The organism is Mesorhizobium sp. RCAM 05099, assembly GCF_059683685.1.
In genome coordinates this window covers 3177794-3199088 of record NZ_CM185035.1, presented here as the reverse complement: position 1 = coordinate 3199088, position 21295 = coordinate 3177794, and the positions used below count along the sequence as shown (strand labels likewise).

At 62.5% G+C, this 21295-nt stretch carries 23 protein-coding genes and 1 pseudogene; 14 read left to right on the top strand and 10 right to left on the bottom strand.

The genetic code is table 11. The features are described 5' to 3' along the window. Window positions 1–262: 262 nt before the first annotated feature. The gene (locus AC56QQ_RS15710) at window positions 263–961 is read left to right on the top strand and encodes a corrinoid protein (RefSeq protein WP_091575474.1); all 699 of its coding nucleotides are present in this window, start codon (window positions 263–265) and stop codon (window positions 959–961) included. Window positions 962–1035: 74 nt separating this feature from the next. Here AC56QQ_RS15710 and AC56QQ_RS15705 read toward each other — a convergent pair whose 3' ends face one another. Beyond that, window positions 1036–1191 carry an entericidin domain-containing protein gene (locus AC56QQ_RS15705; protein WP_256751310.1) on the bottom strand — a complete coding sequence of 52 codons (156 nt, stop codon included), beginning with the start codon at window positions 1189–1191 and terminating at the stop codon, window positions 1036–1038. 65 nt (window positions 1192–1256) lie between these two features. Between AC56QQ_RS15705 and AC56QQ_RS15700 the strand changes: the two genes are divergently transcribed. Further along, a complete protein-coding gene (locus tag AC56QQ_RS15700) occupies window positions 1257–1886 on the top strand; it encodes a DUF1638 domain-containing protein (RefSeq protein WP_497128423.1) in 630 nt (209 codons plus the stop codon). An 8-nt stretch (window positions 1887–1894) separates the two neighbouring features. Here the strand turns inward: AC56QQ_RS15700 and AC56QQ_RS15695 are convergent, their stop codons facing one another. Further along, window positions 1895–2818, bottom strand: coding sequence for an NAD-dependent epimerase/dehydratase family protein (locus tag AC56QQ_RS15695; protein ID WP_497128421.1), 924 nt, complete (start codon window positions 2816–2818; stop codon window positions 1895–1897). Between the two features lie 122 nt (window positions 2819–2940). On the opposite strand from AC56QQ_RS15695, the gene AC56QQ_RS15690 reads away from it, so the two are divergent. The 9 genes and pseudogenes from AC56QQ_RS15690 to AC56QQ_RS15650 all read left to right on the top strand — a co-directional run bounded on the left by AC56QQ_RS15690 (window position 2941) and on the right by AC56QQ_RS15650 (window position 11285). Continuing rightward, complete coding sequence (locus tag AC56QQ_RS15690; protein WP_497128419.1) at window positions 2941–3516, top strand: DUF4893 domain-containing protein; 576 nt, start codon at window positions 2941–2943, stop codon at window positions 3514–3516. A gap of 106 nt (window positions 3517–3622) precedes the next feature. Then, window positions 3623–4396, top strand: a complete 774-nt coding sequence (locus AC56QQ_RS15685; RefSeq protein WP_497128417.1) for a formyl transferase — start codon at window positions 3623–3625, stop codon at window positions 4394–4396. Window positions 4397–4600: 204 nt separating this feature from the next. Beyond that, window positions 4601–4903: a virulence factor gene (locus AC56QQ_RS15680; RefSeq protein ID WP_489861930.1), complete on the top strand. Its 303-nt coding sequence runs from the start codon at window positions 4601–4603 to the stop codon at window positions 4901–4903. Continuing rightward, on the top strand, window positions 4896–5501 hold the full coding sequence (locus AC56QQ_RS15675) for a methylenetetrahydrofolate reductase C-terminal domain-containing protein (protein ID WP_497128415.1): 606 nt from the start codon (window positions 4896–4898) through the stop codon (window positions 5499–5501). The genes AC56QQ_RS15680 and AC56QQ_RS15675 overlap by 8 nt, the downstream gene beginning before the upstream one ends. Continuing rightward, window positions 5498–6589, top strand: a complete 1092-nt coding sequence (locus tag AC56QQ_RS15670; RefSeq protein ID WP_497128413.1) for a methylenetetrahydrofolate reductase — start codon at window positions 5498–5500, stop codon at window positions 6587–6589. Before AC56QQ_RS15675 ends, AC56QQ_RS15670 begins: the two co-directional genes overlap by 4 nt. A gap of 80 nt (window positions 6590–6669) precedes the next feature. Then, window positions 6670–7643 (top strand): annotated as a pseudogene (locus tag AC56QQ_RS15665) (methyltetrahydrofolate cobalamin methyltransferase). A 10-nt stretch (window positions 7644–7653) separates the two neighbouring features. After that, entirely contained in the window at window positions 7654–9723 is a 2070-nt protein-coding gene (locus tag AC56QQ_RS15660) for an ASKHA domain-containing protein (RefSeq protein WP_497128411.1), read from the top strand. A gap of 189 nt (window positions 9724–9912) precedes the next feature. Beyond that, window positions 9913–10098, top strand: coding sequence for a hypothetical protein (locus AC56QQ_RS15655; RefSeq protein ID WP_091575661.1), 186 nt, complete (start codon window positions 9913–9915; stop codon window positions 10096–10098). A 233-nt stretch (window positions 10099–10331) separates the two neighbouring features. After that, complete coding sequence (locus tag AC56QQ_RS15650; protein ID WP_497128409.1) at window positions 10332–11285, top strand: alpha/beta hydrolase; 954 nt, start codon at window positions 10332–10334, stop codon at window positions 11283–11285. Between the two features lie 33 nt (window positions 11286–11318). On the opposite strand, the gene AC56QQ_RS15645 is transcribed toward AC56QQ_RS15650, so the two are convergent. Both AC56QQ_RS15645 and AC56QQ_RS15640 read right to left on the bottom strand, forming a co-directional pair. Beyond that, the gene (locus AC56QQ_RS15645) at window positions 11319–12218 is read right to left on the bottom strand and encodes a LysR substrate-binding domain-containing protein (protein WP_497128407.1); all 900 of its coding nucleotides are present in this window, start codon (window positions 12216–12218) and stop codon (window positions 11319–11321) included. A 12-nt stretch (window positions 12219–12230) separates the two neighbouring features. Beyond that, window positions 12231–12470 (bottom strand): hypothetical protein, encoded by a 240-nt coding sequence (locus AC56QQ_RS15640; RefSeq protein WP_497128405.1) that lies wholly within the window; start codon window positions 12468–12470, stop codon window positions 12231–12233. Here AC56QQ_RS15640 and AC56QQ_RS15635 point away from each other — a divergent pair. From AC56QQ_RS15635 to AC56QQ_RS15625, 3 genes are all read left to right on the top strand, one after another. Then, on the top strand, window positions 12451–12636 hold the full coding sequence (locus AC56QQ_RS15635) for a hypothetical protein (protein WP_489861935.1): 186 nt from the start codon (window positions 12451–12453) through the stop codon (window positions 12634–12636). The two genes, AC56QQ_RS15640 and AC56QQ_RS15635, sit on opposite strands and share 20 nt — an antisense overlap. 360 nt (window positions 12637–12996) lie before the next feature. Beyond that, the gene (locus AC56QQ_RS15630) at window positions 12997–13131 is read left to right on the top strand and encodes a hypothetical protein (protein WP_013894968.1); all 135 of its coding nucleotides are present in this window, start codon (window positions 12997–12999) and stop codon (window positions 13129–13131) included. 344 nt (window positions 13132–13475) lie between these two features. Beyond that, window positions 13476–14414, top strand: coding sequence for a GlxA family transcriptional regulator (locus tag AC56QQ_RS15625; protein WP_375162704.1), 939 nt, complete (start codon window positions 13476–13478; stop codon window positions 14412–14414). A gap of 17 nt (window positions 14415–14431) precedes the next feature. Here the strand turns inward: AC56QQ_RS15625 and AC56QQ_RS15620 are convergent, their stop codons facing one another. From AC56QQ_RS15620 to AC56QQ_RS15595, 6 genes are all read right to left on the bottom strand, one after another. Further along, window positions 14432–15223, bottom strand: coding sequence for an ABC transporter ATP-binding protein (locus AC56QQ_RS15620; RefSeq protein WP_497128403.1), 792 nt, complete (start codon window positions 15221–15223; stop codon window positions 14432–14434). After that, window positions 15220–15993 (bottom strand): ABC transporter permease, encoded by a 774-nt coding sequence (locus AC56QQ_RS15615; protein WP_091575491.1) that lies wholly within the window; start codon window positions 15991–15993, stop codon window positions 15220–15222. Before AC56QQ_RS15615 ends, AC56QQ_RS15620 begins: the two co-directional genes overlap by 4 nt. 107 nt (window positions 15994–16100) lie before the next feature. Further along, window positions 16101–17051 carry an ABC transporter substrate-binding protein gene (locus tag AC56QQ_RS15610; RefSeq protein ID WP_497128401.1) on the bottom strand — a complete coding sequence of 317 codons (951 nt, stop codon included), beginning with the start codon at window positions 17049–17051 and terminating at the stop codon, window positions 16101–16103. A 159-nt stretch (window positions 17052–17210) separates the two neighbouring features. After that, window positions 17211–17552 (bottom strand): peptidase inhibitor family I36 protein, encoded by a 342-nt coding sequence (locus AC56QQ_RS15605; protein ID WP_497128399.1) that lies wholly within the window; start codon window positions 17550–17552, stop codon window positions 17211–17213. A 105-nt stretch (window positions 17553–17657) separates the two neighbouring features. Next, the gene (locus AC56QQ_RS15600) at window positions 17658–18506 is read right to left on the bottom strand and encodes a DUF1194 domain-containing protein (RefSeq protein ID WP_497128397.1); all 849 of its coding nucleotides are present in this window, start codon (window positions 18504–18506) and stop codon (window positions 17658–17660) included. A gap of 93 nt (window positions 18507–18599) precedes the next feature. Beyond that, a complete protein-coding gene (locus tag AC56QQ_RS15595) occupies window positions 18600–21161 on the bottom strand; it encodes a GcvT family protein (RefSeq protein ID WP_497128394.1) in 2562 nt (853 codons plus the stop codon). Between the last annotated feature and the right edge of the window lie 134 nt (window positions 21162–21295).

The window sequence follows — 21295 nt, the reverse complement described above, 5'->3', positions numbered from 1 at the left end:
CCGAATATGGACAGGTCCGGAACCGTTGCGGCCGCATATCGCCGCTGCTTGCCGGATCGTAGCCATGCACCCTATTCGAAACGGCCCGTCAGCGCCAACGCCTGTCGCAAAATCGACAAGAAATCCAATAGATTTGCGGTCGCTTTCCTTTTGCGGGAAGTCGCAAATCAGCTATGGATGCATGCCCCTAGCGGGTTAGGTATGAACGCGAATATTTTGTGCTTTGCGACACGGTCGCGATGCCGGCAGGAGCTCGATACATATGTCCGACGACGAGATCATCCTTTCCGAACTTTCCGACGACGAGTTGGTGCAGCAGATGCACGACGATCTTTATGACGGGCTGAAGGAAGAGATCGAGGAAGGCACGCAGATCCTGCTCGAGCGCGGCTGGGTGCCCTACAAGGTGCTGACCGAGGCGCTGGTTGAAGGCATGCGCATCGTCGGCGAGGATTTTCGTGACGGCATTCTGTTCGTGCCGGAAGTGCTGCTTTCGGCCAATGCCATGAAGGCCGGCATGTTCATCCTGCGCCCGCTGCTGGCCGCCACCGGCGCGCCCAAGCAGGGCAAGATGGTGATCGGCACCGTCAAGGGCGACATCCACGACATCGGCAAGAACCTCGTCGGCATGATGATGGAAGGCGCCGGCTTCGACGTCATCGACCTCGGCATCAACAACGCGGTCGAGAAATATCTCGATGCGATCGAGCAGCATCAGCCCGACATCATCGGCATGTCGGCCCTGCTGACCACGACCATGCCCTACATGAAGGTCGTCATCGACACGATGAAGGAAAAGGGCATCCGCGACGACTATGTCGTGCTGGTCGGCGGCGCGCCGCTGAACGAGGAATTCGGCAAGGCCGTTGGCGCCGACGCCTATTGTCGCGACGCCGCGGTGGCGGTCGAGACCGCCAAGGACTACATGAAGCGCAAGCACAACGTGCGCGCTTCGGCCTGAATAAAAGGCCGCCAATCATGGCGGCCGCCTCACTTGAGGCGAGGCAATGTATGCCTCGCCAAGGGAAATTCGGCTCACTGAGCGGCGTTGGCAACTCTCTTGCCGGCATTCTGTGTAGCATTGACCGTATTGGCAGCATCCTTGCCGACGCCACGGATGGTGTTCGCGCATGCCGAAACCAGCAACACGCTGGCGAGCAACGCTATGACTGCATATGTCTGTGTTTTCATGGACGGTTTATCCCTCTCTCGGTAGATTCGCCCCACAGCAACGAAAACCGGCTTAGCTGGGTTCCATGGCCAAGACACAAAATAGGAAATCGACCGAAGCGGACAGGTTGCTCGTCATCGCCTGCGGGATGATTGCGCGCGAGGTATTGGCCGTCAAGGAACAGCTGGGGCTGGATCACCTCGAATTGACCTGCCTGCCGGCGGAGTTTCATTTCTATCCGGACCGCATCGCGCCGGCCATGGACAAGGCCATCGAAAAGGCCAAGGCCGAGGGCTACGAGCACATCTTCGTCGGCTATGCCGATTGCGGAACCGGCGGCCTGCTCGACCGTATCTGCGAGAAGCATGGCGTCGAGCGCATGGCCGGCCCGCATTGCTTCGCTTTCTATCAGGGCATGGAAGCCTATGCGAAGGTCGCCGATGGCGACATGATGTCCTTCTATATGACCGACTTCCTGTGCCGCCAGTTCGACGCCTTCTTCATGAAGCCGCTCGGGCTCGACAAGCACCCAGAGCTGATCAAGGACTATTTTGGCAATTATGAGAAGCTGATCTATCTGGCCCAGACCGACGATCCGGAGCTCGACAAGGTCGCCGAAAAGGCCGCGAAAATGCTCGGCCTCGTCTATGAACGCCGCGCGACCGGCTATGGCGACCTGACGGCCGGAATGGCGCAGGCCGCGACGCATTCCTGACGCGCGGACTAGGCCCTGCCCTCCTCGCCCGCAAGCCCGGCAAGCACATCGGCAAAGCTCGTTTTGCAGACGAAACCCAGCCTGTCCTTCGCCCGCGACGCGTCGTAGACGCGGTCGATGGAGGAAAACATCGTCCAGCCTTTTCGCGCGTAGAGCCCCGGAAATTCCGGAAAATAGAGTGCGACAACCGATGGCGCGTCGGCGATCAGTGCCGCGCAGTCATCAGGCCGGAACGGCGTTGGCGCGCAGACGATGAAAGTATCGAAACCGAGCCGCGGCGCTTCTTCGAGAGCAAGGATGTGGGCATCGGCCGCGTCCTCCACCGTCAACCGGCGGAACAGCAATTCATTGGCCTTGGTGTTGGCGTCCGACTGCTCGATCGCATGCGCCATGTCATCGGCTTCGGGAAAGAAGCGGGCCGTGCGCAACACCACCACCGACAGCCCATGCTGGATGTGATAGAGGCGGCAGAGATGCTCGGCCGAGAGCTTGGTGACGCCGTAGATGTTGCGCGGCTCGGGCGACATCTCCTCCGTCAGCCAGGCCGCCTTGCGGGCACCGCCCGTCAATCCGTCGCGTATCGCTTGCGAAATCATCAGCGAGGTCGTCGAGGTGAAGACGAAGCGCTGTACGCCGGCCACCACCGCCGCATCGAGAAGGTTGAGCGTGCCTTGCACATTGATGGCGACGAAATCGCTGTAGGCGCGGTTCTCGATGTTCGGCTTGTGCAACGCGCCACTGTGGATGATCGCGTCGATCCGGCTGTTGCGGACCGTGCGCATGACAAGGTCGCGATCCGCGATCGAACCGACAATGTGGGTCTCCACCGATGGCACGGGATCGAGGCCGGTGACATCGTGACCAAGCTCTCGCAGGCGGGGCGCCAGCGCGCTGCCCAGCCAACCCGACGACCCTGTGAGCAAGATTCGCATTCGGCACACCATGATTTTTGACCGTGACGCTGTTAAGCACGGATGACAGGCGCCTGCGACCCGGTAAGTTGTGCGCCAGATGAGCGGCGGCGCTGCTCCGGACATCAACAGGGAGGCCTGCCATGACCCTTCGCCCGCTTTTCGCCCTTGTCGGCGTGCTCTGCTGCACCCTGCCCGCGCTCGCCGACGGTGAGGTGCAGAAACTCATCACCGCCGCCGACAAGGCACGGCTCGACAAATATGGCGAGACGCGCAAGGCGGCTCTTGCCGAGGCCAGAGCGGGCAACCCCGCCGAGGTCAAGCAGCTCGATGCCTTGCTGGCGAAGCCGCTGGTGTCTTTCTCCGACAAGGATCTGACCGGCAACTGGCAATGCCGCACCATCAAGGCCGGCGGACTTCCCCCGCTCGTCATCTACGGGTGGTTCAAATGCAAGGTGACAGATGACGGTTCCGGCTGGCGGCTGGAAAAGATCAGCGGCTCGCAGCGCACCAAGGGCCGCTTCTTCGACGACGGCGAGAAACGCGCGATCTATCTCGGCTCAGCCTACGTCAACAATGATCCGGCAAAGCCCTATGGCAGTGGCCCGCAAACCGACCAGGTCGGCTACACCTTCCGCAACAGCGCCAAGGAATGGCGTATTGAATTTCCCGCGCCCTACTACGAATCCAAGCTCGATATCATCGAATTCAAGCGCTGATCCGGCCATCGAAGGCCTGATCATCAAGGATTAACCCGGACGCCCTAGCATCCGGCCAGCCAAGGCCGGTACAGGCCGCATCTTGTTCAGCGGTGCGTCGCGAACCATGGAACCCCCGAAATCCAATATTGTGGTCGTCACCGAGGGCGGGCCGCACATCTGGGCGATCGTCAACGCCATCGCCGATCGGTTGGGGTCTGTCAGCGTCATCCTCGAAACCCCTGAATCAAAAAAACAATTGCTACTCAGGCGCGCCCGCCGCCAAGGCTGGATTTCTGTCATTGGCCAATTGGGCACGATGGTGCTGACGCGTCTGGGAAAGCGCTTCTTCGCCGGCCATGCCGCGCGGATGATCGCTGAGCAGAAGCTGCAGACCGAACCGAGGCCGGGCCAGTCGATCATCCACGTTGCCTCGGCGAATTCGCCGGAATGCCTGGAGGCAATCGCAGGGCTCAAGCCGGGCGTCGTGTTTCTCGCCGGTTGCCGCATGCTGACGCGGGAAACGTTGTCGAAAATCCCTTGCCCCGTCATCAATTATCACGCCGGAATCACGCCCAAATATCGCGGCATGAACGGCGGCTACTGGGCGCTGGTGAGCGATGACGCGGAGAATTTTGGCACCACCGTGCTGCTGGTCGATGCCGGCGTCGACACCGGCGGCGTGCTGCGGCAGGCGCGCGGCAAGCCTGAGCGCGGCGACAGTATTTCGAGCTACGCGCTGCGGCAGGCGGCCTTCTCGCGCGGGATCTGCGTCGAGGCGGTCAGCGACGTACTGGCCGGGAAACTCGCCACCATCGACCCGGGCCTGCCATCGCGACAATGGTATCATCCGACGATCTGGTTCTATCTCTGGACAGGCCTGAGAACCGGCATCTGGTGACGCGTTTTGCGCCCGAAACCCGAGGCCGGGCGCCGGTTTTCCTGGCGCGTCGAATCCGCCGCCGGCACAAGCCGCAAACGAATAAACGCGCCTTTCATTTTACGACATCCAAATGCGTCGCTTTTGAATGCGCGCGCGTCGTCCCATAACAAGCAGCACCACAGCACATGCGGCAATGCTCGATCCTTCTAGGAGTGAGAATTCATGGCCGATCTGATCGTCGTCTACTGGCGCGACATCCCCGCCCAGGTCATCGTCAAGAAGGGCCGGCAGAACGCCAAGCGCGAACTGCCGCTGCGCTTCACCGAGGCGATCGACATGTGCGCCATGCGCACCGGCGCCGGCGGCACCGACGACTATCTGGCCGAGTGGCGCAAGGCCGATCCTGTTCCTGTCGGTGACGACCTCGAAGCCGAGGTCGAAAAGGCCTTTCAGGACCTCGACACGAAATACGACCGCGACCGGCTGGTCGCTCTCGTCAAAGCCGGCGGGAAAGAAAATGTCTGAAACCGCCCCTGCCAAGGATGGCCCGACAGTTACGCAGGCCACTCTGAACAAGAAGGTAGCCCCGAAATCCGACTACAAGCCGGCCGATGTGTCGCCGCAGCGGCGCGTTCAGCGTTCCTTCGCGGTGCGGCTCTGGTCGGTGCGGCACTCGAAGCTGCTCGAGTGGTTCTATGCCAAATTCGCCGACACGTTCCTGCTGTTGCATCCCTTGTGGAAAGGCATCGGCTATAGCAGGGTCGAGGGGCCGATCAAATTCGTCGAAAAGCGCGTCAAGGGTTTCATGTTCGACTGCCGCATGTGCGGCCAGTGCATTCTCTCCTCGACTGGCATGTCGTGCCCGATGAACTGCCCCAAGCAATTGCGCAACGGCCCTTGCGGCGGCGTACGCGCCAACGGCAATTGCGAGGTCGAGCCCGACATGCCATGCGTCTGGGTCAAGGCCTGGGAAGGCTCCCAGAACATGGTGCATGGCGACAGGATCCTGACCGTGCAGAAGCCTGTCGACCAGTCGTTGCGTGAAACCTCGGCCTGGCTGCGGGTCACCGCGCAGGCGGCCGCCGCGCGCGAAGCCGCCACCAAGACCGGGGCATCGGCATGATCGGAGGCCAGCGCGACGAAAACCCGGCCGGCATCCATCTGCCGCTCGATCCCCTGCCCGGCCACACCTCGCGCGGCCGTCTGGAGCGCGTGCTTCGGCGTGGCGAGTTCGCGGTGACGACGGAACTCAACCCACCCGACAGTGCCGACCCGGAAGACGTCTACAACCGTGCCGGGATCTTCGACGGCTGGGTCGACGCCATCAACGCCGTCGATGCGTCGGGCGCCAACTGCCACATGTCGTCGGTCGGCATCTGCGCGCTGCTGACCCGCATGGGCTACGCGCCGATCATGCAGATCGCCTGCCGCGACAAGAACCGCATCGCCATCCAGGGCGACGTGCTGGGTGGCGCGGCGATGGGCGTCGCCAACATGCTGTGCCTTACCGGCGACGGCGTGCAGGCCGGCGACCAGCCCGGCGCCAAGCCGGTTTTCGACCTCGACTGCATGTCGCTGCTCGAGACCTGCCGCATCATGCGCGACAACGGCAAGTTCCTGTCCGGCCGCAAGCTGACGACGCCGCCGCAGCTTTTCCTCGGCGCGGCGATCAACCCGTTCGCGCCGCCCATCGACTTCCGCCCGCATCGCCTGGGCAAGAAGATCGCCTCCGGCGCGCAATTCGTGCAGAGCCAGTACTGTTTCGACGTGCCGATGTTCCGCGCCTACATGCAGAAGGTCCGCGACCTCGGCTACACCGAACAGTGCTTCATCCTGTGCGGCGTCGGCCCGCTGGCCTCGGCCAAGACGGCCAAATGGATCCGCTCGAACGTGCCGGGCATCCACATCCCCGATTCGGTCATCAAGCGACTGGAAGGCGCCCAGGACCAGAAGAAGGAAGGCAAGCAGCTCTGCATCGACATCATCAACGAGGTCAAGGAAATCCCCGGCGTTTCCGGCGTCCATGTGATGGCCTATCGCCAGGAGGAATATGTTGCCGAGATCGTCGATGAATCGGGCGTGCTCAAGGGCCGCCAGCCCTGGAAACGCGAAATCCGCCGCGACGATCAGCTCGTCGCCGACCGGCTCGACCACATACTGCACGATGAGATTACCGAAACCCAGGTGGACATGGTGAAGACCGCGCATTGATGGCGCAAACGGTCACCATTCGCTTGATCGAAATCAGATAACGATATAAAGAACTCTTTATATCACGGCGGAGAAAATTCATGACCCGTACCATCGTCGCCTCGGCGACACGAGAAATCATCATCGGCTTCGACCAGCCCTTCTGCGTGATCGGCGAGCGCATCAACCCGACCGGCCGCAAGAAACTGGCCGCGGAGATGATCGCGGGCAATTTCGAGACGGTGATCCGGGACGCGCTTGAGCAGGCAGCCTGTGGCGCCACCATGCTCGACGTCAACGCCGGCGTCACCTCGGTCAACCCGAATGAGACCGAGCCTGGCCTTTTGGTGCAGACGCTGGAGATCGTGCAGGGGCTGGTCGACCTGCCGCTGTCGATCGACAGTTCCGTGACCGCCGCGATCGAGGCGGCGCTGAAGGTCGCCAAGGGCCGCCCGCTGGTCAACTCCGTCACCGGCGAGGAAGAAAAGCTCGAAGCCATCCTGCCGCTGGTCAAGAAATACAACGTGCCGGTCGTCGCCATTTCCAACGACGAGACCGGCATTTCCATGGATCCGGACGTTCGCTTCGCGGTCGCCAAGAAGATCGTGCAGCGCTGCGCCGATTTCGGCATTCCCGCGCATGATGTCGTCGTCGACCCGCTGGTCATGCCGATCGGCGCGCTGGGCGATGCCGGCCGCCGGTGTTCGCGCTGCTGCGCCGCCTGCGTGAGGAGCTGAAGGTCAACACCACTTGCGGCCTGTCCAACATCTCCTTCGGCCTGCCGCACCGCCATGGCATCAACGCCGCCTTCATCCCGATGGTGATCGGCGCCGGCATGACATCGGCCATCATGAACCCGGTGCGCCCGCAGGAAATGGAAGCCGTGCGCGGCGCCAATGTGCTCAACGGCACCGACGAGAACTGCACCAACTGGATCAGGACCTACAAGGACTACAAGCCGGCCGAAGGCGGCCAGGCGGTTGCCGCACCGACGCAAGTCAATGCGCCGGGCGATGGCGCCAGCAACGGCGGTCGTCGCCGTGGCGGCCGTGAGGCCCGGATGGGTCGGGGATAAGCGCGCAATCGTGAATTCACCCGCCAACATCACCGATCCGCTCGTGCTGTTCATGCCGTCTGGCAAGCGCGGGCGGTTTCCAGTCGGCACGCCGGTGCTCGATGCCGCGCGCCAACTCGGCGTCTATGTCGAAAGCGTCTGCGGGGGACGCGCCACTTGCGGGCGCTGCCAGATCGAAGTGCAGGAAGGCAATTTCGCCAAGCACAAGATCGTCTCCTCCAACGACCACATCACGCCCAAGGGGCCCAAGGAAGAGCGCTATGAGCGCGTCCGCGGCCTGCCTGAACGGCGCCGCCTCTCCTGCTCGGCGCAGATCCTCGGCGATCTCGTCATCGATGTGCCGCAGGATACGGTCATCAATGCGCAAACCATCCGCAAGGATGCCGACACCAGGGTGATTGCCCGCGATGCGGCGATTCGCATGTGCTATGTCGAAATCGAAGAACCCGACATGCACAAGCCGCTCGGCGATCTCGACCGGCTGAAGATCGCGCTGATGCACGACTGGGGTCTGAAAAGCCTCGATTTCGATTTTCATCTGCTGCCGCAGGTGCAAGGCATCTTGCGCAAGGGCAACTGGACCGCGACCGCCGCCATCTACAAGGATGCCGACACCGAGACCGCGCGCGTCGTTGCGCTATGGCCTGGGCTCAAGAACGAGGCCTATGGCCTGGCCTGCGACATCGGCTCGACCACCATAGCCATGCATCTGGTGTCGCTGCTGTCGGGTCGCGTCGCCGCCTCGTCCGGCACATCGAACCCGCAGATCCGCTTCGGCGAGGATCTGATGAGCCGCGTCTCCTATGTGATGATGAACCCGGATGGCCGCGAAGGCATGACGGTCGCCGTGCGCGAGGCGATCTCGGGTCTGGTCGACAAGGTTTGCGCCGAGGGCAATGTTCAGCGCAACGACATCCTGGATTCCGTCTTCGTCGGCAATCCGATCATGCACCATCTGTTCCTCGGCATCGACCCGACCGAGCTCGGGGGCGCGCCCTTCGCACTGGCCGTCTCCGGCGCGGTGCACATCAAGGCATCCGATATCGGCCTCAAGCTCAACCAGGGCGCCAGGCTCTACATGCTGCCTTGCATCGCCGGCCATGTCGGCGCCGATGCGGCAGCGGTGACGCTGTCGGAAGGCCCGCATCGCCAGGACGAGATGATGCTGATCGTCGACGTCGGCACCAATGCCGAGATCGTGCTTGGCAATCGTGCGCGGGTCGTGGCTGCTTCGTCTCCCACCGGGCCGGCCTTCGAGGGCGCGGAAATCTCCGGCGGACAGCGCGCGGCGCCCGGCGCCATCGAGCGCGTGCGCATCGATCCCGACACGCTGGAGCCGAAATACCGCGTCATCGGCTCCGAACTGTGGTCCGACGAGCCGGGCTTCCTCGACAGCGTGCAGGCAACCGGTGTCACCGGCATCTGCGGCTCCGGCATCATCGAGGTGGTGGCGGAAATGTATCTCGCCGGCATCATCTCCGAGGACGGTGTCATCGACGGCGGGCTATCCGCCCGCTCGCCGCGCGTTACCGCCAACGGCCGCACCTTCTCCTATGTGCTGAAGGAAGGTGAGCCGAAGATCACCATTACCCAGACCGACGTGCGCGCCATCCAGCTTGCCAAGGCAGCGCTCTATGCCGGCACCAAGCTGTTGATGGAGAAGCAGCATACGGACCATGTCGACCGCATCCATTTCGCCGGCGCCTTTGGCTCCTTCATCGATCCGAAATACGCCATGGTGCTGGGCCTGATCCCCGATTGCGACCTCGACAAGGTGTCGGCTGTCGGCAACGCCGCCGGCGCAGGTGCGCGCATGGCGCTGCTCAATCGCGGCTATCGCCGCGAGATCGAGGACACGGTCAGCAAGATCGAAAAGATCGAGACGGCGCTGGAACCGAAATTCCAGGAGCATTTCGTCTACGCCATGGCGCTGCCGAACAAGGTCGATCCGTTCCCGAAACTGTCGGCGGCGGTGAAACTGCCGCCACGCAAGACAGTCAGCGAGGATGGCATTGCGGGCGACGCCGCCCCGCGCCGGCGTTCGCGCGAAGGCCACGCGGCCCGGCGCGGCCGGGAGTAACCTGACGTTCGCGGGCAAGCCGCGCCCTCATTTCATTTGCATGCAAATGTTTCCGGATCGCACGGATCCGGAAACCGAACCGCTGTTTTCGCGAAATCCATCCGATACATGCGCGGTGCATTTAAGCCGCCATCGAAGGGCCGGCCGGAAATGTCTTCCCGCTGTAGTGACCTTCCGGAGGAAACCAAAATGTCGATGTTCGAAAGCCTCGGCCGCTATGGTGTGGCCATCAAGATTGCCCATGACAGGAAGAAGTCGATCCGGGCCATGAACAACCTGCCGGCGCATGTCCAGAAGGACATCGGCTGGCCGGCATCGCCGCCCAGCGACCCGCAGGCCGCGCTCACCGCGCTGCTTCTGGGTACGCCGCGCTGATGACATTCGCCGACAAATGCAAACTGCTCGGCGCCCGCCGGGGATCTCGCACACCCCCGGCGGCCACCAGCAATAGGCTGCGCGCGGCACTCCTGCCGCGCCGTTGACCCTGCGGCTCGGATCACACCCGCGTGTGGACAGAGCGTAAAACTTGACATTTCGGGCCAAGGTACGATCTTCGCAGATAGTGGAGGTTTCTCTTAGTCGGCTCTTGCCGAAGTTCGTGTATTCGCATGCCAAGTTTCAAAAGCCACGTCGTGTCTTTCGTGCTCAGGCACAGCCGCAAGAAGGCGTTTTCCAGCCCGGAAAACCTGCAGCGCTGGATCGCTGCCGCGCGCAAGACGGAGGACCACCATCCGCCGGCCTCGCTGCACCAGCGCCTCGCCATCGAAACACGAACCATCGACGGCTTCCCGGTCTACGAAATCGCACCCAGAGCCGGTGAACAAAAGCGGATTCTCTACCTGCATGGCGGCGCCTATGTCTTTGAAATCACACCCTATCATTGGCACCTGATTGCCGAGATGGCCGACCGGCTCGGCTATGGCATCACGGTGCCGATCTATCCCATTGCCCCCGAACATGACTTCCATGCCATGTTCGGCATGGTCGGCGATGTCTACCGGCAAATGCTCGACGAGACCGAGGCGGAGGACATCATCTTCATGGGTGATTCCGCCGGCGGCAACATGGCCGTGGTCCTGACCATGATGGCCGCGGAAGAGGCCCTGCCCCTGCCGTCGCGCCATGTGCTGATCTCGCCCGGGCTCGACATGTCGCTCGCCAACCCCGCGGTGTTCGAGGCGGAGCGTAACGATCCCTGGCTCGGCATCCCCGGCGGGTTGGAAGCGATCAGGCTCTACAGTGCTGGCATCGACCGCAGCGACTGGCACATCAGCCCGGTCTATGGCGATCTGTCGGTGCTGCCGAAAACGCTGCTTCTGACTGGCTCGCGCGATCTGTTGACCCCCGACAATCTGATCTTCGCCGAAAAGGCACGTGCGGCCGGTGTCGAGGTCGATGTCGTTCACGAGGAAGGCATGTTCCACGTCTGGCCGTTGATCGACATGCCGGAATCACGTCGCGCCCGCCAACACATCGTCGCGTTCCTCAACGAGAGCCGCTCGCCGATCAGGCAGGACACGAGAACAAGATTTGAAGCGCCCTCCGCCGAGGCGGCGGAGTAGCGCCTCTACTTTGGATCCGGCACTATTGGCGGATCAGAATTTTCCGGTTTCCCGGAACACTTCGAAGGTCGCCCGGATATGGTCGGCAACGGCCTTGACCGGCGCGCTGGCGTCCGGCGCCACCACCATGGCCAGATTATAGGTGCCGATGTCGGGCATGCCGTCCTTCGGGCTGAGTTCGACCATGTCGTTGCCGAGGAACGACTTCGGCAGCGGCGCCACCGCAAGGTCGGACATGATCGCGGCACGTTGGCCGGCTGTGTGGGCACTCATATAGGCGATGCGGTAATTGCGGCCCTCGCGGCCGAGCGCGTCGAGCGCCCCGGCCCGCCGGGCGCAGCCCTCTTCCCACAGCGACACCGGCAAGGGTTCGCGCAGATGCGCGCAGCCGCCCTTGGCGCCAGCCCACACGATCGGCTCGGTCAACAGCACCTCGGCGCCGAGCGCGCTGGTCTTGTAGGAATTGGTCAGGAGCGTGATGTCGAGCGCCCGGTCGTCCATGCGCCGGCGCAGATTGATGCTCTGGTCGATGGTGACGTCGACGGCGATCGACGGATGCGACTGCGCGAAACGCTTCAGCACATGCGGCAGCACGCGCTCGCCATAATCATCCGGGGAGCCGAGCCGGACAACGCCGACGATGTCGGGAATGATGAACTTCGACACCACCTCGCGGTTGATCGACAGCAGCCTGCGGGCATAGCCGAGCAGCATTTCGCCGTCCGTGGTCAGCGTCACCGAGCGCGCGTCGCGCGCGAACACCGAGCGGCCAAGAATGTCCTCCAGCTTCTTGATCTGCATGGAGACAGCCGACGGCGTGCGGAAGACGGCGTTGGCGGCTGTGGTGAAGCTGCCGGTCTCGGCGATCGCCACGAAGGTGCGCAAAACGTCGAGATCGAGCAATGGCAGCGGATGATTGAGTGGGGCGTTCATGGGAAGTGATCTTCAATTTTTCTGATACAAAGCATCATTCCATTTCGTTTGATTGAACATCAGATTGGGAGGATAGTCAACTCCATCGAAGCAGGTTGCTGCCACAAGCAGCCACGAAACGACCACGACACAAACCTGCAATCGACATGAAATGAAGCTGAAACACACCACGCGTAACACCTCACCCATCCAGCGCTGGAACCCTTCCAGCCCGGCAAGCAAGGAGAATGAAATGTCTATCCTGTCATCCATCGGTCGTATCGCGACCGAATTCAGCGCGGCCCGTGCCCGCTACCAGACCGAACGCGCCATCCGCTCCCTGCCGATCGAACTGCAGAAGGACATCGGTTGGCCTGAAGCTTCCGACAGCAGGACCGGTATCCGCAACGGCATCGGATCCTGGGCTGGAGCAAAGTAGATCGTGTGTATCAAGTGCTGAAGGCCTGCCGCGCGAAACAGCCCGGCAGGCCTTCTCTATTTAATTTGTATTCAAATGAATTTTGAAGCCATGCGACGGCTGCATGGCGCATATGAGCAAGCCGCATAGCGGCTCATGTTTTCATTTAATGCCTTGTAAATAATCGCAAATTTCAGGCACCCGGCCCCAAATTTCAGGCACCCTGCCCAAACTTGTCGCATTTTGTGTCGCTTTTCATGTCAAGCGCTTCGCTTTTGCGATTTAGTTTTACGCAGCGCAAGCCTATATCAGCGCCAGCAAACGAGCTGCCCCACTCCATCAAGCGAAGGCGACCCGTCTGAGCAACAAATGGAGATGATCATGAAGCTTTTTGCCCGCCTCTTTGCCCGCCGCGAAATGAACCTGACCACCGCTCTCGAGCGTCAGCGTCTTGCCAACACCATGCCCGGCCAGACCGGCGCAATGGCCGCGGCCCGCCTCGGCTTCGTCGCCTGAAGATTTTTCCAGGCAGCGCTTCCCTGCCGCTGCTTTTTTGACTGCAACGCCGCCCGGCCCCGGCCGAGGCGGCGTTTTTGTCTTGCGCCGTGGACTCTGACTATCCTTTGAACAGTCGCGGCCCGCTTCCAGGGCGCGCTGCCCGCCAATTGCCCATTTGCGACCCGTGTCGCAAATTTAATCTCGTTCGGACGGCGTAGCCGATTGACAGGAATGGTTTTTCCTGATGTCGCTATGCTATTCGCGACATCCTGTTCGCGCCATCGCAGCGTGAGGTTCCCTTGAACGCCGTAAAGCATCCGATCAAGCGATCGTTTGTATTCTTCCTTGTCCCCGATTTCACCATGATCGCCTTTGCGACCGCGCTCGACCCGCTGCGCTCGGCCAACCGCATGCTCGGCTACGAAGCCTATCGCTGGCGCCTTGCCAGCATCGACGGCAAGCCGGTGCGCGCCTCGAACGGTGTCGAATGCGCGGTCAACACCTCGCTGGAAGAAGAACGCAAGAAGATGGCCGGCCCCGAGCGACCTAATATCGCCATCGTCTGCAGCGGCATCAATGTCGAGCGCTACCAGAACAAGTCGGCCTTCGCCTGGTTGCGCGAGGAATACAATCGCGGCGTCGCCGTCGGTGGCCTGTGCACCGGCGCGCACATATTGGCGGCCGCCGGACTTCTGTCCAACAAGCGCTGTGCCATCCATTGGGAGAACCTGCCGGGCTTTTCCGAGGCGTTCCCGAAGGCCAACGTCTTTGCCGATCTCTTCGAGATCGACCAGAACGTCTACACCTGCGCCGGCGGCACGGCCGCACTCGACATGATGCTGAAGCTGATCGGCGACGATTTCGACGAGAACCTCGTCAACCGCGTGTGCGAGCAGGTGCTGACCGACCGCGTGCGCAGCCCGACAGACCGCCAGCGCCTGCCGCTGCGCGCGCGCCTCGGCGTGCAGAACTCGAAAGTGCTGACCATCATCGAGTTGATGGAGGGCAATTTGTCCGAGCCGCTGTCGCTGATCGAGATCGCCGACCATGTCGACCTGTCGCGCCGCCAAATCGAGCGGCTGTTCCGCACCGAGATGGGACGCTCCCCCGCCCGCTACTATCTGGAAATCCGGCTCGACCGCGCCAGGCATCTGCTGATCCAGTCGTCGATGCCGGTGGTCGAGGTGGCGGTCGCCTGTGGCTTCGTCTCGGCCTCGCATTTCTCGAAATGCTACCGCGAGCTCTACGCCCGCTCGCCGCAGCAGGAGCGCGTCGACCGCAAGCAGTTGTTGGCGGCCTGATCCGGCAATCCACGAACCTAGGCCGGCTGCGCCTGCGCCGTGCGCATCGCCTCGACGCGGATGTCCTCGGTCAGCCTTGCCTTCAGCGCCGAGAATTCCGGGCTGGTCTTCAGCGTGTAATGGCGCGGATGCGGCAGGTCGACGGCGACATCCGACTTGATGCGGCCAGGCCGCGCCGTCATCACGATCACACGCGAGGCCATGAAGATGGCCTCCTCGATGTCGTGGGTGACGAACAGCACCGTCTTCTTGCGCCGTTCCCAGATGCCGAGCAGCAGTTCCTGCATCAGCCCGCGCGTCTGGTTGTCGAGCGCGCCGAACGGCTCGTCCAGCAACAGGATCTCGGGATCGTTGGCAAGCGCCCCGGCGATCGCCGTGCGCTGTTGCATGCCGCCGGAAAGCTGCTTCGGCCAATGGTTCTCGAACCCCTTCAGTCCGACGAGGTCGACATAGGAAGCAACCATCCCGTCCCGCTCCTTTTCGGCCATGCCACGTTCGCGCATGCCGAAGGCGATGTTCTCGGCGACCGTCAGCCAGGGGAAAAGCGTGTAGGACTGGAAGACCATGCCGCGATCGGGGCCAGGCCGATTGACCGCCTTGCCGTCGAGCAGCACACGGCCTTCGCTCGGCGCTTCCAGGCCCGCGACGATCCTCAACAGCGTCGACTTTCCGCAGCCGGACGGCCCAAGGATGGTGATGAAGTCGTTGGCGGCGACCGCCAGGTCGATCGGCATCAACGCCTTGACCGGTTGACCACCGCGCACGCCGGCAAAGGTGCGGCTGACATTTTCGATCAGCAGCTTGCTCACGCCAGGCTCCATGGAAAGAGCCAGCGGTTGAACGCCTTGAAGGCGAAATCGGACAACAGCCCGATCAACCCGATGATGATGATGCCGAAGATGATCTGTCCCGTCGCCAGCCGCGACTGGCTGTTGATGATCATGTAGCCGATGCCGGAAGACGAGCCGATCAGCTCGGCGACGATGACATAGGTCCAGGCCCAGCCGAGCACCAGCCGCAGCGTCTCGGCGATCTCCGGCGCGTTGGCCGGCATGATCACCCGGCTGACGATGCCATTGTTCGTGGAACCCAGCGTATAGGCGGCCTCGACCAGGTCGCGCCGCGTGGAGCCGACCTTGACCGCGATGATCAGGATGATCTGGAACACCGAGCCGACGAAGATGACGAGCAGCTTTTCCAGTTCGCCGATGCCCGCCCACAGGATCAGCAGCGGAATGAAGGCGGAGGCCGGCAGATAGCGGGCGAAGGAGACGAATGGCTCCAGAAACGCCTCCACCGGCTTCCAGGCCCCCATCGCGATACCGAGCGGCACCGCGACAACGGACGCTAGCAGGAAGCCGCCGAAGACCCGCCAGATGGTGATCAGTATGTCGAGCCAGAAACGATCCTCGACGAGCAGCCGCCAACCGTCCCGGAGCATCGACAGCGGATCGGCGAGGAAGATGCGATTGACGTGGCCGCCAAGCGTGATCCACGCCCAGAACGCAACGAACAGCACGAAGAAGGATATGCCGAGCACGGTCCGGATGCCCGGCGGGACTGGATGCAAGGGGCGCATCGTCAAATCGTCCCCATCTTCAAATCGTCCCCGTGCTCAAATCGTGCTTTGTCCAGGAGAAGACGACGGCGCCGGGCGCCGCCGCATTGTGGTCAGAAGCCGGACGGTCAGTTCGACACGGCGCTGGTATCGGCCAGCGTGGAAACGTCGGGCGCTTCCTTGATCAGCCCCATCTGCAGCAGCAGTTCGCCCGCGGTCTTGGAAAAGTCCTGGAATTCCTTGGTGAAGAACTGCTTGTTCTCCGCCCGGTCGGCCCATTTCAGGTACTTCGCCGAATCCTCGAACTCCTTGGCCGACTGCTTCACATCGGCGCCCATGATCTCGTAGGATTTCTGCGGGTCCTTCTTGATCAGGTCGAGCGCATCGAAATAGCTGTCGGCGAGCGCCTTTGCCGCGTCGGGATTGGCCTTGAGGAATTCGGGCGTGCAGCCGACCGTGTCGAGCACCATCGGGTAGTCGAGCGTGGTCGCCAGGATGTGGCCCTGATCGGACTTGTCGCGCACGGCCGAGATGAACGGCTCATAGGTGACAGCGGCGTCGTTCTGGCCGGCAAGGAAGGCCTGCGCCGCGGCGTCCGGCTCCAGGTTGACGACGGTCACGTCCTTGGTCGACATGCCGTTCTTGTTCAGCACCCAGGCCAGCATGAAATAGGGCGACGTTCCCGGTGCCGAGGACGCGACATTCTTGCCCTTGAGATCGGCGACGGTCTTGATGTCGTTGCGGGCGACGATGCCGTCGGCGCCATAGGATTTGTCGAGCTGGAATATCTGCTTGGTAGTCACCCCGCTGGCGTTCCACACCAGCCAGGTCTCGACCGTGGTGGCAGCGCATTGCAGGTCGCCGCTGGCGATGGCAAGCGGCCGGCTCGCTTGCGGTACTTTCTTCAAGGTCACGTCGAGACCGTGTTTCTTGAAGATACCTGCCTGCTTGGCAAGCGTCAGCGGCGCGAATCCGGTCCATCCGCTGATGCCGATGGTGAGCGATGTTGCGGCCATCACCGGTGCGGACAGACCGGCGGCAAGCGTCAATGTTGCGGCAAAAACGGCGATCCTGGTCATCTCAGTTCCCCTTTTGTTTCCTGGATGGGGAATTGTTCACAGACGCCAATCGGCTTGTCAATCAACAGCTTGGTGAGGCACATGGGTGGACCGGGCGGCGACACGCACCCGATTGGCGCCCGGCTGCCGAAACGGCACCCGGCCGCCTGAAATCCAGTATCAGTAGCCGTCGCAATAGCATTCCGCCGACGAGATGCGGTCGTTCCAGTCGCCTCCGAGCTCACGGGCCCTGCGCCTGATCTCGATCCATTCCCCCCTCATGCCAGTGTGCTCATAGGCGACGAGCGTGCAGCCACGGCGCACGAACACCGAGGACACGCGGTCGTTCCAGAACTGGCCGCCGCGAAAACTGACGGCATCGTCGGCCTCCATCTCGATCGACCGTCCGCGAAAATTCACATGCTCGAACATGACGCAGGCGGGCTGATCGTTGTACTGGGCGTTCGCACCGTCGGCATAGAGCACGGATGCGACCGCAGTCAGGATTACAAGACGTTTCATTCTGATGTTTCCTCGGTTTGACCGCGGCCCCGACCCTTCGCGGGTGGTCCCAATTTGCCACTGCTTCGGGCGACGAGGCAAGCCTGTGGCAACACGAGATCCGGCCTAGCGGCTGTCGAACATCCAGCTGCGGTTACGCCACATTTTCTCGCCGACCAGGCAGTCGGTGGCGGACCTGTCCTGAGCTAGCACCACCGGCGGATGATCTGCCTCCTCGGCCGCCCATTGCGGCGAGGCCGGACCGGCAAGCTCCAGCACCAACTTGCGGCGGATGGCTTCGGGAAATTGCGTCCAGTCGTTGACCGGGATCATGAAGGCTCCGGGACCGCCGATGACGCAATCGCTGTAGTAGCGATTGAGATTGTTGACATCGTAGGCGCCGGTGAAGCCGCCCCGGGTCATCAGCGGCAGGCCGTTAATGACGATGCCCTGCTTGACCACGCCATCGCGGATCAGATTGACCGGCGCGCCCTGGTTGTTGGGACCGTCGCCTGAAATGTCGATCACCCGCTTCGTCCCCTGGTAGCCGCTTTCGGTGAAGAGGTCGCTGCCGAACTCCAGCGCGCCGGAAATCGAGGTGCGCCGCGCGCTGTTGGGCGGCTGGGCGGACAATCGCGCAACCACCCGCTCGGCGTCGGCACGGTTGGCGATCACCGTCCACGGCACGATGACGCGCTGCCAGGTGGTGCCGGCCCATTCGACATAGGTGACGGCGATCTTGCCATAAGCACCGTCGGCGATGGCCTGCAGCACGTTGTCATGTGTCAGCGCCGCCGCGTAGCCGTGACGCTGGATCTCGAGTTCGTCCGCCGACATCGACAGCGACACATCGACCGCCAGCACCAGTTCGACGTCGACCGGCTCGTCGGCCAGGGACGCAGGTGCCAGCCAAAGCATCAGCGCCAGCGCGGCGCCGCTCGACAGGACATGTCTTGCGTATGAGGAAGCAGACATTCTCCGAGGGTAAGCGAAAACAGCCCCGTTAAAAAGACAAAAGCCCGGCCGAAGGCCAGGCTTTTGCGATCAGTCCGTTGCTCCATCAGGCAATCAGCTGCGCGGCTTGAGGTTCTCCGGGTCGTAAAGTGGCTTGTAACCGACGGCGGCCACTTCCACCGGATAGGTCTCGCCGAAATATTCGATGGCAAGCTTGCGGCCTTCCTGGGCATAGGCCCACGGCAGGTAGGCGAGACCGATGTTCTTGCCGATGGTCGGGCCATAGGCCATCGAAGTGGTGAACGACCGGCGGCCGAGTTCGTCGACCAGCGTTTCGCCCGTCTTCGGGTCCATCACCGGCATCGTGCCGACCGGATAGCGGGCAACGCCTTTCGCATCGACATTGTCGGTCATGACAAGCGTGCACAGCATGGCGGGCTGATGCTCACGGGCGCGATACTCCACATGCTTGGCCTTGCCGCAGAAATCGTTCTCCTTGACCTTTGGACGCGCGAGATCGGCTTCGAGCAGATTGTACTCGGTCAGAAGATCGGCGTTCTGCAGGCGCAGGCTCTTTTCCATGCGGCGGGTGTTGGCATAGGTCTCGACGCCGAACGGCATCACCCCGGTCGAGCGTAGCGCGTCCCAGACGGCGAGGCCGTCCTCGTAGCGCATATGCAATTCCCAGCCCTGCTCGCCGACATAGGAAATGCGGAAAGCGGTGACATCCTTGCCGCCGATCCGGACCGGCTTGATCGCCGCGAAGGGGAAGTTCTCGTGCGAAAGCCCGTCCGGATTTTCGACCACCTTTTGCAGTGTAGCGCGGGCATTCGGACCCCAGATGCCGATGGTGACGAATTTTTCCGTCACGTCGGTGATGGTGACATCAAAGCCTTTGTCCTGCGCGGTGCGGCGCATGTACTGGAAGTCGCGCGGGCCGGCGTCGGCGCCGTCGATCAAACGGCAGCGGTCGGCCATGCGGATCACGGTAAAGTCGGCGCGCACCATGCCTTCCTCGTCGAGGAAGTGGGTGTAGATGCCCTTGCCTACGTTGTTGTCGCCACCGATCTTGGCCGCGCACAGCCATTCCAGCAGCGCGACATGGTCTGGGCCTTCGATGTCATACATGGCGAAGTGCGACAGGTTGACGATGCCGCAATCCTCGCTCATCGCCAGATGTTCGGCATTGGAGACGCGCCAGAAATGGCGGTTGTCCCACTCATTCTCGCGCACCGGCACCCGGTTGCCGTATTTCTCCAAAAGGTGCTCGTTGGCGGCATAGCCGTGCGCCCGCTCCCAGCCGCCCAGTTCCATGAAATAGCCGCCGAGTTCCTTCTCGCGCTCCCAGAACGGCGAGCGCCTGATGTTGCGGCCCTTGGAGAACGGCTCGCGCGGGTGCACCGCCGGATTGTAGACCTTCATCGCCGTCTCGGTGCAGCGATCCCAGATGAACTGCTCCTTCATCTGGTGCGGATAGAAGCGCGCATAGTCGATGGCGTGGTGGTCGATCGAGGTGCGGCCGTCGGTCATCCAGTCGGCGATCAGCTTGCCCATGCCGGGGCCGTCCTTGACCCAGATGGCGACGGCATACCACAGGCCCCGCACCTTCTGGCTCTCGCCCATCGACGGGCCGCCATCCGCCGTCACTTGCAGCAGGCCGTTGAAGGAATGGCTTTCGTTGTAGCCGAGTTCACCCAGGATCGGCGTCAGTTCCATGGCGCGCTCGAGCGGCGCCGGGATCTGTTCCATGTCGAGGTCGCGCTGCGACGGCGAAAGCCGCGCCTGGTCCTTCTCCAGCAGGTCGCGCGGATGGCAGAGACGCGGATTGGTCTCCTCGTAATAGCCCCATTCGATCTGGCCGCCCTCGGCGGTCTTGGGGTCGCCGGTGTCGCGCATATAGGCCGAGTTGCCCTGGTCGCGCAGCAGCGGCCAGCCGATCTCCTTGCCGGTGCCGGCGAACTCATTGTAGGGCCCGAAGAAAGTCAGCGGATGGTCAATCGGCATGACCGGAAGATCCTCGCCGACCATCTCCGCGATCAGCCGGCCCCAGATGCCGGCGCAGACGATGACATAGTCGGCCTCGATGGTGCCACGATCGGTCACCACGGCGCTGATGCGGCCGTTCTTGACGACGAGTGACCTCGCCGGCGTGTTGGCGAAGGACTTCAGCTTGCCGGAGGCTTCGGCCTGGTCGACCAGCTTGCCGGCAACGGTCTGCGAGCGCGGTATGACGAGGCCGGCATCCGGGTCCCACAGCCCGCCCTGCACCATGTCCTGTTCGATCAGCGGAAATTTTTCCTTGATCTCGGCGGGTTCGATCAGGCGCGCGCGGGTGCCGAAGGCCTTCGCCGAGGCGATCTTGCGCTTGATTTCCTCCATGCGGCTGTCGTCGCCGACGCGCGCGACCTCAAGGCCGCCGATACGCGCGTAGTGGCCCATCTTCTCGTAGAAATCGATGGAATAGAGCGTCGTCCAGCAAGACAGGAAATCGTGGCTGGTCGTATAGCAGAAGTCGGAGGCGTGCGCCGTCGAGCCGATGTCGGTCGGGATGCCGGACTTGTCGATGCCGACAATGTCGTCCCAGCCGCGCTCGATCAGGTGGTGGGCGATCGACGCGCCGACAATACCGCCCAGGCCGACGATGACGACCTTCGCCTTTTTCGGAAACTCTGCCATTGCCCGCGACTCCAAAGTGCTATTGCGGGCTGCGTCGGCGCCCGTTTGATCGGCGCACAATATGCAGGCGACGGCCACCAGGCTACCGCCTGTTTGCGACACGCCACAGATGCGGCGCGACCCGATATGAATCA